Raw genomic sequence first — 14,391 nt, forward strand, 5'->3', positions numbered from 1 at the left:
GTGGCAGCTTTGCGCCGCACGCCCCGACCGTCCCTGACCGTCCCGGCCGCCGTCCTCGCCGTCGCCGCCGCTGCCGCCGTCGCCGGCTGCACGGGCGGCACGACGGCGTGGGCGGTCGACGGCCCGCTCGTCGTGTCCGCGGGGAGCAGCGAGGACGGCATGACCGCGATCGTCAGCGGCACGGTCGCCTACGACGGGACGTGCCTGACCCTCGACGGGTACCCGGTGGTGTGGCCCGAGGGGACCCGCTGGGACGCGGACGCCGAGGCCGTCGTCCTGCCCGGCGGGGCGCGGGCCGCCGTCGGGGACGCCGTCGAGGGCGGGGGCGGCTACCTGCAGGTCGTCAGCATGCTGCCGGAGGGCACGGACCCGGCGGCCGGACGGCTGCTCGAGGAGTGCGGCCGCAGCACGGGCGAGGTCGCCTTCTTCAACCTGGGCTCGCGCCCCACCGTCCCCGCCGCGGGCTGAGCGACGGCGGGGACGGCGGGCGTAGCAGACCGGCGGTGCCGCGTCAGTCACCGGCGGCCTCGAGCCGGTCGGCGTTGGCCATGACCGCGTCGTGCACCCACCGGGCGAGACCGGGCGCCCTGTCGTCGTAGTGCCGGGTGAAGCGCTCGTCGGCCAGGTACATCTCCGCCAGGGCGCGGTGCATGCCCGGGGAGCAGTCGTAGTGGACCTCGATGCTGCGCCGGTGCCGCTCCGCCAGGGCCGTGCCCTCCGCGGAGGCGGGGTCGACGCCCGCGGTGAGGGCGGCGGCGAGGTCTGCCTCCAGCGCCTCGTTCTCCTCCTTCACGCGCGTCCAGTCGGCGATGGTGAGGCGGGCGGTGCGCTCGCGGCCCTGCCGCCAGGCGTCCGTGTCCCCCCAGCGCTGCTCGGCCTCGGCGGCGTAGGCCTCGTCGTAGCCGTCGCCGAAGAGCTCCCGCAGCTCCTCGGTCGTGGCAGGTCGATCCGTCATCCCGTGCTCCGTTCCTCGTGCCTGCTCGTGCGGCGTCCCACTCGACCCCTCACGAGCCAGGGCACGGTCCAGGGCGTCGGCGAGCGCGTGCAGCTCGTCGAGCCGGTCGGCGACCACGGCCCGCCGGCGGCGCAGGTGCGCCACCCGCTCGTCCCCGTCGGCGTCCAGCAGCCGGGCGACCTCGTCGAGGCCGAACCCGAGCCGCCGGTGGACGACGACCGCCGCGAGCCGGGCGACGTCGTCGTCCGTGTAGAGGCGGTAGCCGGCCGTGCTGCGCCCCGAGGGCACGAGCAGCCCGATCGCGTCGTAGTGGTGCAGCGTGCGCACCGTGACGCCGGAGACGTCCGCCACCTGTCCCACCGTGCGCAGGGTGCGCGCGGGGGAGCCGGCCGTGGTGCCGGTGTCGGTGTCGGGGCCGGCACCGGTGCCGTGCAGGGACGGGGTCGTGGTCATGGCACGAGCCTGCGGCCTGACGCCGCGTGAGGGTCAAGCCCCCACGCGGCGCCCGCGCGTCAGCCCTTCGGGGCGGCCAGCCCGGCGGAGATGAGCTCCATGACGGAGGAGTCCGCCAGCGTCGTCGCGTCCCCGACCTGCCGGTGCTCGGCGACGTCCCGCAGCAGCCGGCGCATGATCTTGCCCGAGCGCGTCTTGGGCAGCTCCGGGACGACGAGCACCTGCCGCGGCCGGGCGATCGGACCGATCTGCCGGGCCACGTGCTGGCGCAGCTCCTGCTGCACCTCCTCGACGGGGCGACCGGCGGCGACCGCGTCGGCGCGCAGGATGACGAACGCGACGACGGCCTGGCCGGTGGTCTCGTCCGTCGCGCCGACGACGGCGGCCTCGGCCACGGAGGGGTGCGAGACCAGCGAGGACTCGATCTCCGTCGTCGAGAGGCGGTGGCCGGAGACGTTCATGACGTCGTCGACGCGGCCCAGCAGCCAGATGTCGCCGTCCTCGTCCTTCTTGGCCCCGTCGCCGGCGAAGTACAGGCCGCGGAACCGCGACCAGTACGTGTCGGCGTAGCGCTCGGGGTCGCCCCAGATGCCGCGGAGCATCGAGGGCCAGGGCTCGGTGAGGACGAGGTAGCCGGCCTGGCCGTTCGCGACGGGCTGGGCGTCGTCGTCGAGCACCTCGGCCGCGATGCCAGGCAGCGGGACCTGCGCCGACCCGGGCTTCGTCGTCGTCACGCCCGGCAGCGGGCTGATCATGATGGCGCCCGTCTCCGTCTGCCACCACGTGTCGACGATGGGCGTGCGGTCGCCGCCGATGACGCGCCGGTACCACGTCCACGCCTCGGGGTTGATGGGCTCGCCCACCGACCCGAGCACCCGCAGGCTCGACAGGTCGAACCCGCCGGGGATCTCCTCGCCCCACTTCATGCAGGTGCGGATGGCCGTGGGGGCGGTGTAGAGGATGGTGACGCCGTACTTCTGCACGAGCTCCCACCAGCGGCCGCGGTGCGGGGTGTCCGGCGTGCCCTCGTACACGATCTGCGTGGCGCCGTTGATGAGCGGGCCGTAGACGACGTACGAGTGCCCGGTGATCCAGCCGACATCGGCGGTGCACCAGTAGACGTCGGTCTCGGGCTTGAGGTCGAAGACGTTGCGGTGCGTGTACGCCGCCTGCGTGAGGTAGCCGCCGGTGGTGTGGAAGATCCCCTTCGGCTTCCCCGTGGTGCCCGAGGTGTAGAGGATGAACAGCGGGTGCTCCGCCTCGACGTCGACGGGCGTGTGCTGGTCGGACGCGGTGTCGACGACGTCGTGCCACCACACGTCCCGGCCCTCGGTCCACGTGTTGTCGCCGCCGGTGCGTCGCACGACGAGCACGTGCTCGACCGTGGGGGTGCCGGCGGCGACCGCCTCGTCGACGGCGGGCTTGAGCGGGCTGGCCGCGCCGCGGCGGTACCCGCCGTCGGCGGTGACGACGAGCTTGGCGCCGGCGTCGTCGATGCGGCTGCGCAGGGCCTCCGACGAGAAGCCGCCGAAGACCACCGAGTGGGGGGCGCCGATGCGGGCGCAGGCCAGCATCGTGACGACGGCCTCCGGGATCATCGGCAGGTAGATCGCCACCCGGTCGCCGGTGCCCACGCCCAGCGCGCCCAGGGCGTTGGCGGCCCGGGACACCTCGCGCTGCAGGTCGGCGTAGGTGATCGTGCGGGTGTCGCCCGGCTCGCCCTCGAAGTGGATGGCCACGCGGTCGCCGTTCCCGGCCTCGACGTGGCGGTCGACGGCGTTGTACGCGGCGTTGAGCCGGCCGTCCGCGAACCAGCGCGCGACGGGCGCACCCGACCAGTCGAGCACCTCCTCGAACGGCGTCGCCCACGACAGCAGCGTGCGCGCCTGCTCGGCCCAGAAGGCGGGGCGGTCCGCCGACGCCTGCGCGTACAGGTCGGCCGTCGCGTTGGCCTGCCGGGCGAACTCGGGCGACGGCGCGAAGGTGAGCGCCGCGGGCCCCTCGGGGTGGGCCTCGTCCGGGGCGTGGCTCTCGGCTGTGCTGGGGACGGTGTCGGTCACGTCAGGGCCTCCTGCAGCGGCATCGGTGCTGGTGGAACGTCTGCAGACCCTAGACCGCCGACGGGCGCGCGGGCGAGCCTCCGGGCGGGGGAACGCCGAGAAGAACCGCCGTGCTTCTGGTGCGGCCCGTGGGCGTCGTGCCTGCGTCGTGCCTGCGTCGTGCCTGCGTCGTGCCTGCGTCGTGCCCGGCCCGTGCGCCGGTCAGCGGCGGACGGGGCCGCCGGGGTGGTGGCGCTCGCGGAAGACCCCGAGCCGGTACCCGCGTCGCCGCGTCGCGGCGGCCGTGAGCCCCCCGACGAGCACCAGCAGCCCGGCGACGAGGACCGTGCCGGACGTGGCCGAGACGAGGGACTCGAGCACCGTCGGGCGCCAGGTGCCCCAGGACCACCAGCCCAGCACCTCGGTCCGGGCGATCCCGGGCGCGACGAGCGCGAACCCGCCCGCGACCGCCAGGAGCAGGCCGGCCGCGACGGGCACGGCGGCGGACCAGGTCGCGAGCCCGACGACCGCCGCCGCCAGCAGGGCGCCGGCCGCCAGGCACGCGATGCCCAGCACGTCGGGGGCGCCGGTCCCGACCGCGAGCACCCGGCCCTGCCCGACGACGAGGAGCCCGGCCACGACGGGGGCGAGGACGAGCCCGAGCAGCACGCCGAGGACGTGCCGGCCGACGCTCGCCGACCGGGGCGGGTCGGGGTCCGGGAAGAGGCCGGGCTCCGTCGCCCGCGTCGGGGTGCCCATCACAGGCAGGGGCGTCGCGTCGTCGTCGGCGGCCCAGGGCGCGCGGGAGCCGGGGGTGGATGCGGTGGCGTCGCGCTCGGCGGCCGACCGGTCGGCGGCCGGCGCGGGTGTCGTGGCCGGCGCGGGCGGCGTGACCGGCGCGAGCGGCGTGACCGGCGCGGTGGATGCGGTCGGCGGGCCCGCCGTCGCCGCTCCGGCCGGGACGGAGCCGGACGGCCCGGGCTCGGGCGGGGGGACGGGTGCGCCGCGGACCACGGCGTGCCGGCCGGTGATGGCGCCGGGCTCCTCCGGTGCCGGTGCCGGTGCCGGTGCCGGTGCCGGTGCGGGTGCCGATGCCGATGCGGTGCCGGCCCGCGCCTCGTCGGGGGCGCGCGCTCCGTCCGGCACCTCGTCGTCGCGGCGCCAGGGGTGGCGGGGGTCGGGCGTCCTCGCGTCAGCCGTCATGACCTCACGCTAGTGCGGCGTCGAGGCGCTCCTCGTCGGGCACGCCGCCGGCAGTCGCTCCCGCACCCGACCCGGCAGCCGTCCCAGCACCCGTCCCTGCACCCGTCCCTGGGCGCCCGGGCAGCGAGCCGACGGCGTAGGCGGCCCCGACGATCACCGCTCCGCCGATGGTGTTGCCCAGCCCGACCAGCAGCATGTTGCGTGCGAAGGCCCCGAGGGTCACGCCGGGGACGTCGCCGAGGACGCCCAGGGACAGCGCGGTCATGTTGGCGACGACGTGCTCGAAGCCCGAGGTGATGAACACCATGACGCAGGCGAAGACGACCGCGATGCGCGCGCCCTCGCTCGTCAGCCGCGCCGCCATCCACACGGCGAGGCAGACCATGACGTTGCAGAGGATGCCGCGCGTGAGGAGCTGCAGGTCCGTCTCGCTCGTCTTGTGGGCCAGCACGGCCGTGAGCGCTCCGCCGGCGGGCGTGTCGGGCGCCATGAGGCCGGACAGGTGCACGACGACGGACCAGACCACGGCGCCGGCGAGGTTGCCCAGCATCGTGGCCAGGAGCACCACCGCGGCGCGGCCCCAGCGGACCGTGCGCGCGAGCCCGCCCTGGGTGAGCACCATCATCGCCGAGGTCGCCAGCTCGCCGCCGCCGATGACGACGACCGTGAGCGCGACGCCGAACACGAGCCCCTGCACGAGCGGGGCCAACGGCGCGAGCACGGAGCCCTCGACCCGGAGGGGTCCGCCGGCGGTCAGCATGATGACGACCCCGATGCCGACCCATGCGCCGGCCAGGGCCGACCGGACGGCGAACACGGCGGGGCGGGCGAGCAGGGCGGACTTCTCGGCGGCGGTCGCGGCCTGGGCGGCGACGGCCTCGGGGATCGTGAGCACGTCCCCAGGATCGACGTCGCGAGGGGCGCGGCCGTGGGACGAAAGGCCATCAGGGTGCGGTCGTCGTGCCGGCAGGTCGCACCGAGCGGCGTCCCTCGTGGGGCTCACCGGACGGGGCCGTCAGGACGGCCGCTCGGCGTGGGCGCGCGCCGCCTTCTCGACCGCACCGGCGACGACCTCGGACACGTCCGGGTGGAACACGCTCGGCACGATGTAGGTCGGGTTGAGCTCGTCCTCGGTGACGACCGAGGCCAGGGCCCGCGCCGCCGCCAGCAGCATCTCGTCGGTGACGGTGCTGGACTGCGCGTCGAGCAGGCCGCGGAAGACGCCGGGGAACGCCAGCACGTTGTTGATCTGGTTGGCGAAGTCCGACCGTCCCGTCCCGACGACCGCGGCGTGCTGGGCGGCCTCGTCGGGGTCGATCTCCGGGCGCGGGTTGGCCATGGCGAAAACGATGGAGTCCGCGGCCATGGTCGCGACGTCGTCGCCCGTGAGGATGTCCGCGGCGCTCACGCCGATGAACACGTCGGCACCGGCCAGCGCCCCGACGAGCGTGCCCGTCACGCCGCGCGGGTTGGTGTGCTCGGCCGTCCACCGCAGCGACTCGGCGAGCCCTGGCCGGTCGGGGTGCACGACGCCGTCGATGTCGGCGACGACCACGTCGCGGGCCCCCGCGGCCAGCAGCAGCCGCAGCACCGCGGTCCCGGCCGCACCCGCACCCGAGAGCACGATCCGCACGTCCTCGATCGCCTTGCCCACCACCCGCAGCGCGTTGGTGAGGGCCGCGACGACGACGATGGCCGTGCCGTGCTGGTCGTCATGGAACACGGGGATGTCGAGACGCTCGCGCAGCCGCCGCTCGATCTCGAAGCACCGCGGCGCGGAGATGTCCTCGAGGTTGATGCCGGCGAACACCGGCGCGATGGCCACGACCGTGTCGACGATCTCGTCGACGTCCGTGGTGTCCAGGGCGATGGGGAAGGCGTCGATCCCCGCGAACCGCTTGAAGAGCGCTGCCTTGCCCTCCATGACCGGCAGCGAGGCCAGCGGCCCGATGTCCCCCAGGCCGAGCACCGCCGTCCCGTCGGTGACCACCGCGACCGTGTTCCGCTTGATGGTGAGCCGCCGGGCGTCCTCCGGCCGCGCGGCGATGGCCTGGCAGACCCGCGCGACCCCCGGGGTGTAGGCCATGGAGAGGTCGTCGCGGTTCCGCAGCGGCACCTTGCTCTCCACCGACAGCTTGCCGCCGAGGTGCAGGAGGAACGTGCGGTCGCTGACGCGGGAGACGGTGACGCCGGCGATGCCGCGCAGCGCCTCGACGATCTCCGCCGCGTGGTCCTCGCCGCGCGTGGCGCACGTGACGTCGACGGTCATGTGCTCGTGGCCCGACGCGGTGACGTCGAGGGCTGTGACGATCCCGCCGGCGCGCTCGATCGTCGTCGTGAGCTCGCTGACCAGCGTCGGTCGCGGCGGCACCTCCAGGCGGGCGGTGATGGACGAGGACACGCTCGGGGCTGCGACCATCGCGCCATCGTGGCACCGCCACCGCGCCGCAGCCCCCGCACGCGCCGGGCGCGTCTGGCAGGCTCGCGCGGTGCCCGACGAGGACCGCCCGCCGCCGCCCGCGACGCCCCTGCCGGCCGGCGACCCCCTGGCAGGGCTGGCCGCGCTGCCGGCGGTGGTGGCGGCCGTCGGCCGGGCCCGGGAGGCGTGCGAGGCGCTGCGGTGGCACGAGGCGTACCGCCGGCGGTGGCGAGAGGTGCGCGCGGAGTGCACGCTGCGTGCCGCGCGCGCCGGAGCGGCTCTCGAGGGCGCGCGCGTCCCGCTGGACCTCCTGCGGGGCGCGGCGCTGACGCCCGACGAGGGCCGCCCCGACGAGGGCCGCCCGGACGGGCGCGTGCCCGACGACCATCGGCCGGACGCGGCCCTCGCCGTCGCACGGGGCGTGTTCCGCGCCGACGCTCTCGTCGCCGACCTCCTGCCGCCGCTCGGCGGGCCGGGTGCCCCTGCGGTGCCCGCCCTGCCGCCGACGGCCCAGCTCCTCGCGCGGCTCCACGCCGCGGTCGTCGGTGGCCCGGGCGGACGAGCCGATGCCGGCCGCCTCCGGGCCGCCCACGAGCAGCCGCTCGACCTGCGCGGTCTCGGTGCGGCACCGGCGGCGGCCGACGCCGCGGCCCGGGTGGCCCTCCTCGGCCAGGTGCTGGCGGCCACGCGGGCACCGGCCCTCGTCGTGGCCGCGGTGGCGCACGCGGAGCTGCTGGTGCTGCGCCCCTTCGCCGTGGGCAGCGGGCCGGTGGCACGGGCGTTCGCGCGGCTCCTCGTCGTGCGCGGCGGGCTGGACCCGACCGGCACCGTCCTGGCGGAGGAGGTGTGGGCGGCGGCGCCGCAGGCGTACCTCGCCGGCGCGGCGCAGCTCGCGACCGGGACGCCGGACGGCGCCGCCCGGTGGGTCGCCCTGTACGCCGACGCCGTCGTCGACGGTGCCCGGCGGGCCCGGGACGTGGCGGACGGCGTGCTCGCAGGACGGATGCCCTGGATCGTCGCCCGCTGACGTCCGGTATCCGGACGCGCGTCTCGCCAGGCGTCCAGGTCGCCGCCGTCGTCGCAGGACGGGGGCCGGAGCTCTTCCCTCCGGGCCGCGACGGGTGTAGACCGAGCCCTACAACTGAAGACCGTGCCGGGCACCCACGCGCAGGAGAGCCCCCCTAGGGGCGGATCGACCGGACTGGCTCCGTTGCGATCGCGATGATGCACGCCTGTTCACCCGCACGGTCGACGGTCACGGCGACGGCGTCCCGAGGGGCGCCGTCGTCCGTGTCCGGGTCGGGAGGACATGGGGCGCCGGGGCGGGGAGGGTCGGTGACGCGGTTCGCGATCGACGTCGCGACCGCGCTGCGCCTGCTCGAGGACGACGCCGTCCTGCCCGAGGGGCACCTCCTCGTCGCCCCGAAGGTCCTGCAGTCGCACGTGCTCGCAGCCGTGGCTGCAGCAGATGTTCGAGGGCTCCAAGTTCAACTGGGAGAACTACCACCGCTACGAGTACCGCGAGGTCCTGGTCGAGGTCCGCGACGCCCCGACCCCCGCCCAGGTCGCCGCAGGGGAGCCGGGAACCGCCCACCGCTTCCGGGTGGACTCGTACGATCCAGGCGAGGCCATCGTGTCGCGCAAGGACACGCAGCTGGCGGAGGTCAAGCCGTCGACGGCCCGTTCGTACATCGATGAGGTGGTGCGGAAGTACAACCCCTCGAACAGTGGCCTCCGCGTCCTCGGTACGGACAGCAACGCCGCGCAGTTCGGTGACAGGTCCCCGCAGATCGTGGGGAGGCCGTTGCGGGGACAGATGACTCTCGAGATCCCCGTCCAGCCTGGTGGTGTCCCACAGGCTGTGCTCGACTATGCAGATCGGTGGAACGTGCGGATCCAGGACGTCACGGGTCGTGTCTACGAAAGCGAGTACTGAGCCATGTCAGCCCTGTACACCGAGAGGTACAACGCTCGTCGGCACGCGCCGGCGGGCGACCTGCCGTGGTGGACGACCGACGAGGCGCGCACTCGTTACGCCCATCAGCAGGACCTGCTCGTCGTCGAGGAGCGTCATGGCGACGGAGGGGTGCTGGCGCCGCGTTGGGTGCTCGGCATCACCTCGCAAGGCATTCGGGTCCAGACGTTGGACCAGCACGGCTCGATCCTCCAGATCACCGATTTCGACGCCCGTGAAGGGCGTCTGTGGCGGTGGATCACGACGATGTACACGTATCCCGCCGCGGATCGGTACTTCGCACAGCCGGACTGCACGTCGGTGGTCACGTCCCGGTTCGAGCCCGACGGCACCGGCGAGGTCGAGTTCAAGGACAAGGCCACCGCAGAGGTGCACGTTGCGCGAATGACGGATGCGCCGGTGGGTGGATTCTGGGCGGAGTGGCCGGTGTTCGGTGAGTGGGAGCCGTTGACGGACCCGAACTACGGCGCGCCGGGTTCTCCGGAGGTGCCGTTCTCCAAGCTGCGGGCGTGATGCCGGGCTGCTCGTGGCCCGCATCTCGACCGTGAGCGCCGAGGACGTGGCGCGCTCGTCGGACGCGGTGGCGCGATCGTTCGTCGAGGGATCGCCCGCCGGCTGGGTCTCCGCCGAGCTCGTGTACCTGGAGCTCGGCAAGACCGGCGAGATGCGCGCCTTCACCACGGGACCGGACGGCCGCACGGTGCGTGTGAGGATGCCGATGTCGACGGTGGACGCGTTCGACAGTCTTCGGGCTGACATGTTCCGCCCCGGGGAGGGTGCATGGTTCACCGCGACCTGCCGCATCTCCGCTGAGCGGCGCGTCAGCTTCGACTTCGACTTCGACTCCGAACCGGCCTTCTCCTCGGAGATCAGCCTGGGGCACGTCCTCGAGGAGATGCAGACGTACCCTCGCGACGACGCCCACACCCCGGTGTGGCTCGCCGACCGGCTCGTCGCCGCCCGCGAGTGGGAGCAGCGCGTCTGACACGCCGGGACCGGGAGGGGATGCTGGTGCGGGGCCAGGACGTCGTCCTCGAGCAGTGGCTGGCGGACATGCACCCGCGCCTGTCGCGGTTCCGGGACCTGCTCATGCCGCCATCGTGGAACGGCGACTGGTCGCGGAAGTCCTTGGCGGGCCTCGAGGCGGACCTGCTGCGCCGCTGGCCGGACGACACGTCGTTCCTGGCGGACCCCGTCACGGACCTCGTCGACGGCGCGGTCCGGTACGTCGGGAATACGCTGCTGCGGTCCTGCGGCGGCGGTTGGTCGATCGAACACGACCTCGCGTTCGTCTTCACCGGGCGTCCGTTCGTGCAGCTCGACACCTCCGATGCGACGCCGATCTCGCCGTTCCACCTCCTCACCGCTGCGCTGCACCGCAGGACCGGCACGGTCCTCACGAAGGTGATGGACGCCCAGACCCGGCGTGTGGCTGAGCGTCGTGCGGCCGAGGATCCGGGGTGGGAGCCGGCGCGCGCACCGGTTCCCGGCATGGCCGACGATGCCGCGGGTGCCGCCGAGGACGACGACGCCGCACGCTGGGTGGCAGGGCTCCCCGGGCTCCTCGCGCGGTTGCCGGAGCTCGTCGGCCCCGACGTCGCCGGACGCCTCGACGGCAGCGAGGGCTCGCCGGCAGCGGCCGAGGAGACCGGCCCTGGCGTGGCCCGAGCGGCCGAGCGGAGCGCTTGGATCTGCGGATGTCGCGTTTTCCGAGGTGCGACCGTGAGCGCCGAGGACGTGGCGCGCTCGTCGGACGAGGTGGCGCGCTCGTTCGTCGAGGCGTTCCCCGACGGTTGGGTGTCCGCCGAGCCCGTGTACATCGAGCTGGGCAGGACCAGTGAGATGCGCGCCTACGTCACCGTCCCGGAGGGCGACGTGGTGCGCGTACGGATGCCGCTGCCGACGGTGGACGCGTTCGACCGGCTCTGGGCCGTGTTGTCCCGCCCCGGGGAAGGTGCGTGGCTCACCGCCACCTGCCGGATCTCGGCCGGACGGACCGCCACCTTCGAGTTCGACCACCACTCCGAGCCGGACTTCTCGTCGGAGATCGGTCTCGGGCACGTCCTCGAGGAGCTGGAGGCGCATCCCCGCGACGACGCCCACACCCCGGCGTGGCTCGCCGACCGGCTCGCCGCCGGCCTCCGGTCGACGCGCTCCGGGAGATCGCGTAGGCCGCGGTGGCGGCCGCGTCGCCCGGGTGGGAACGGATCGACCTCGAGTTCCTCACGGCGGGGAAGGTCACCGAGATGCGCGCCTACGAGACCCGCGCGGGCGAGGCGCAGCGCACGCGGTTCCCCCGCGCCGCGCTGGCCGCCATGGACCGGCCGCGCGCCGAGATGGCTCGCCCCGGGTCGGGCACCTGGTTCACGGCGCGCCTGTCCGTCGCCGCGGACGGCGGCGTCACCCACGACTTCCTCGATGACGACGAGCCCTCCTGGTCCCGGGCCGTCGTCGTCCCGGAGAACTACCGCATCGACCTCGAGCGGTTCCCCCGCGACGCGACGCACACGCCGGCGTGGCTCCGCGACCGGCTGGCCGAGGCGGACGGACGGGCGACGGACGAGGACCGGGGGCGCGAGCCGTGACCGCCGAGCACGTCGCGGTTGTCGGACGACGTCGTCCGCTCCTTCCTCGAGGCGTCTCCGCCGGGGTGGGTGACGGTCGAGCTCGAGTACCTCCGGCTCGGGAAGACCGCGGAGCTGCGGGCGAACCTCACGTGTCCCGACGGCGAGGTCCTGCGGGTCGCGATGCCGCGGGCGACGTCGGCCGCGTTCCGCGCCCTGCGGGGCGCGGTGGCACGGCCGGGCGAGGGCACGTGGTTCACGGCGGGCTGCCGCATCGACGGCGACGGGCGGGCGTCGTTCCGCTTCGACGGCGACGGCGAGCCGGCGTTCGCGTCGGAGGTCAGCGTCGATGACGCGCTCGAGGAGATGGAGGCCCACCCCCGCGACGCCGCGCGCACGGCCCCGTGGCTCGCCGCGCGGCTGGCCGCCGCGCGTGAGCGCGACGGCGCACCGGGACTACAGTCCTGACGCACAGCGATCTCGAGGGGGAGACATGGCGAGCACCACGGCACGCGGGACCGGCCCGGACGGCACGGCGGACCTCGTGCAGGACCCGTCGCTCCCACCGGTGGCGCTGGACCCGGACGTCCGCGATGCCGAGGACCGGCACTGGACGCCGGCGAAGATCGCGCTCTGGGCGGGCATCGCGCTGCTGGGCGGGGTGAGCTGGGTCGTCATCGCGCTGGTGCGCGGGGAGACGGTCAACGCGATCTGGTTCGTCTTCGCGGCGGTCTGCTCCTACCTCATCGCCTACCGGTTCTACTCCCGCTACATCGAGAAGCACCTGCTGCGGCCCGACGACCGTCGCGCCACCCCCGCGGAGTACAGGGCCGACGGCCGCGACTACGTGGCCACCGACCGGCGGGTCCTGTTCGGTCACCACTTCGCCGCCATCGCCGGCGCGGGACCGCTCGTCGGGCCGGTGCTCGCCGCCCAGATGGGCTACCTGCCGGGGACGATCTGGATCATCGTCGGCGTCATCCTGGCCGGCGCGGTGCAGGACTACCTCGTCATGTTCTTCTCGATGCGCCGCGGCGGCCGCTCGGTGGGGCAGATGGCGCGCGACGAGCTCGGCGTCATCGGCGGGACCGCCGCCCTGCTGGCGACGCTCGTCATCATGATCATCATCGTGGCGATCCTCGCGCTCGTCGTCGTCAACGCGCTGGCGGAGAGCCCGTGGGGCGTGTTCTCGGTGTCGATGACGATCCCGATCGCGCTGCTCATGGGCTGCTACCTGCGCTTCTTCCGGCCCGGGAAGGTCAGCGAGGTGTCGGTCCTCGGGTTCGTGCTGCTCATCGCCGCCATCGTCGGCGGCGGGGTCATCGCGGAGACGTCGTGGGGCTCGGAGCTGTTCCTGCTCGACAAGGTGACCATCGCCTGGGGGATCATCGTCTACGGGTTCGTCGCCGCGGTGCTGCCCGTGTGGCTGCTGCTGGCGCCGCGGGACTACCTGTCGACGTTCATGAAGATCGGCACGATCGTCATGCTGGCCGTCGCCATCGTGCTGGTGCGGCCGGTGCTCGAGGTGCCGGCGGTCAGCGAGTTCGCGCGCTCCGGGCAGGGGCCCGTCGTCGCGGGGTCGCTCTTCCCGTTCCTCTTCGTAACCATCGCCTGCGGCGCGCTGTCGGGCTTCCACGCGCTCATCGCCTCGGGGACGACGCCGAAGCTCGTCGAGAAGGAGCGACAGACGCGCTTCATCGGCTACGGCGGCATGCTCATGGAGTCGTTCGTCGCGATCATGGCGCTCGTCGCGGCGCTGTCGATCGACCGCGGCATCTACTTCGCGATGAACTCCTCCGCGGCGCTGACCGGCGGGACCGTCGAGGGTGCGGTCGCGTTCGTCAACGGGCTGGGGCTGCAGGGCGTGTCGCTCACGCCGGAGATGCTCACGAGCACGGCGACGAACGTCGGCGAGGAGACCATCGTCTCCCGCACCGGCGGCGCGCCGACGCTGTCCGTGGGGCTGGCGACGATCATGGCGCAGCTCGTCGGCGGCACCTCGCTCATGGCCTTCTGGTACCACTTCGCGATCATGTTCGAGGCCCTGTTCATCCTCACGGCCGTCGACGCCGGCACGCGCGTGGCCCGGTTCATGCTGCAGGACAGCATCGGCAACGTCGTGCCGCGGTTCCGGGACACGTCCTGGCGGCCGGGGGCCTGGCTCGCGACCGCCGTCATGGTCGGGGCCTGGGGCGCGGTCCTCATCATGGGCGTCACCGACCCCCTGGGTGGCATCAACACCCTGTTCCCGTTGTTCGGCATCGCGAACCAGCTGCTCGCGGCCATCGCGCTCGCGGTCTGCATGGCCATCGCGGCGAAGCGTGGGTCGTTCCGGTACCTGTGGATCGTGGCCGTCCCGCTCGCGTTCGCGTCGGCGGTGACGATCACGGCGTCGATCCAGAAGATCTTCTCCGACGTGCCCGCCATCGGGTACTTCGCCCAGCACGCGGCGTTCCGGGACGCGCTCGCGGCGGGGGAGACCTCCTCCGGGACGGCGACGAGCGTCGAGGCGATGCGGGCCGTCGTGCGGAACACGATGATCCAGGGCGTGCTGTCGGTGGTGTTCGTGACGCTGGCCGTCGTCGTCATCCTCACCGCCGTCGTCGCCACCGTCCGGGCGTTCCGCGCCGGCGGCGGGCCCAGCAGCGAGGACGCCGCCGTGCCGTCCCGGGTGTTCGCGCCCGCCGGCTGGGTGGCGAGCCCCGCCGAGAAGGAGCTGGAGCAGCAGTGGGCCGCGCACGGGCCGGTGGCGGGGCGGACGACGCCCGCCGTCCGGCACTGAC

Annotated in this window: 13 protein-coding genes; 8 read left to right on the forward strand and 5 right to left on the reverse strand. The window is 74.2% G+C overall.

Annotated elements, in window-relative coordinates; all coding sequences use genetic code 11:
- Entirely contained in the window at positions 1-468 is a 468-nt protein-coding gene (locus AC2TDM_RS03400) for a hypothetical protein (protein WP_484635824.1), read from the forward strand.
- 43 nt (positions 469-511) lie between these two features.
- Here the strand turns inward: AC2TDM_RS03400 and AC2TDM_RS03405 are convergent, their stop codons facing one another.
- From AC2TDM_RS03405 to AC2TDM_RS03425, 5 genes are all read right to left on the reverse strand, one after another.
- Entirely contained in the window at positions 512-1,408 is an 897-nt protein-coding gene (locus AC2TDM_RS03405) for a MerR family transcriptional regulator (RefSeq protein WP_484635825.1), read from the reverse strand.
- A 59-nt stretch (positions 1,409-1,467) separates the two neighbouring features.
- The gene (acs, locus tag AC2TDM_RS03410) at positions 1,468-3,468 is read right to left on the reverse strand and encodes an acetate--CoA ligase (RefSeq protein ID WP_484635826.1); all 2,001 of its coding nucleotides are present in this window, start codon (positions 3,466-3,468) and stop codon (positions 1,468-1,470) included.
- 201 nt (positions 3,469-3,669) lie between these two features.
- A complete protein-coding gene (locus tag AC2TDM_RS03415; RefSeq protein WP_484635827.1) occupies positions 3,670-4,650 on the reverse strand; it encodes a hypothetical protein in 981 nt (326 codons plus the stop codon).
- 4 nt (positions 4,651-4,654) lie between these two features.
- Complete coding sequence (locus tag AC2TDM_RS03420) at positions 4,655-5,545, reverse strand: formate/nitrite transporter family protein (protein WP_484635828.1); 891 nt, start codon at positions 5,543-5,545, stop codon at positions 4,655-4,657.
- 120 nt (positions 5,546-5,665) lie between these two features.
- Entirely contained in the window at positions 5,666-7,069 is a 1,404-nt protein-coding gene (locus AC2TDM_RS03425) for an NAD-dependent malic enzyme (RefSeq protein WP_090031733.1), read from the reverse strand.
- Positions 7,070-7,139: 70 nt separating this feature from the next.
- Here AC2TDM_RS03425 and AC2TDM_RS03430 point away from each other — a divergent pair, with 70 nt between their 5' ends.
- The 7 genes from AC2TDM_RS03430 to AC2TDM_RS03460 all read left to right on the forward strand — a co-directional run bounded on the left by AC2TDM_RS03430 (position 7,140) and on the right by AC2TDM_RS03460 (position 14,390).
- A complete protein-coding gene (locus AC2TDM_RS03430) occupies positions 7,140-8,096 on the forward strand; it encodes a cell filamentation protein Fic (protein ID WP_484635829.1) in 957 nt (318 codons plus the stop codon).
- A gap of 441 nt (positions 8,097-8,537) precedes the next feature.
- A complete protein-coding gene (locus AC2TDM_RS03435; RefSeq protein WP_090031735.1) occupies positions 8,538-9,005 on the forward strand; it encodes a hypothetical protein in 468 nt (155 codons plus the stop codon).
- Positions 9,006-9,008: 3 nt separating this feature from the next.
- Positions 9,009-9,557: a hypothetical protein gene (locus AC2TDM_RS03440; protein WP_484635830.1), complete on the forward strand. Its 549-nt coding sequence runs from the start codon at positions 9,009-9,011 to the stop codon at positions 9,555-9,557.
- Positions 9,558-9,588: 31 nt separating this feature from the next.
- Positions 9,589-10,029, forward strand: a complete 441-nt coding sequence (locus AC2TDM_RS03445; protein ID WP_484635831.1) for a hypothetical protein — start codon at positions 9,589-9,591, stop codon at positions 10,027-10,029.
- Positions 10,030-11,221: 1,192 nt separating this feature from the next.
- Entirely contained in the window at positions 11,222-11,629 is a 408-nt protein-coding gene (locus AC2TDM_RS03450) for a hypothetical protein (protein WP_090031740.1), read from the forward strand.
- Between the two features lie 18 nt (positions 11,630-11,647).
- Positions 11,648-12,076, forward strand: a complete 429-nt coding sequence (locus tag AC2TDM_RS03455; RefSeq protein WP_484635832.1) for a hypothetical protein — start codon at positions 11,648-11,650, stop codon at positions 12,074-12,076.
- Between the two features lie 25 nt (positions 12,077-12,101).
- On the forward strand, positions 12,102-14,390 hold the full coding sequence (locus tag AC2TDM_RS03460; protein ID WP_484635833.1) for a carbon starvation CstA family protein: 2,289 nt from the start codon (positions 12,102-12,104) through the stop codon (positions 14,388-14,390).
- Position 14,391 lies beyond the last annotated feature (1 nt).

The sequence above is a fragment of the Cellulomonas sp. plas2 genome (genome assembly GCF_057221735.1).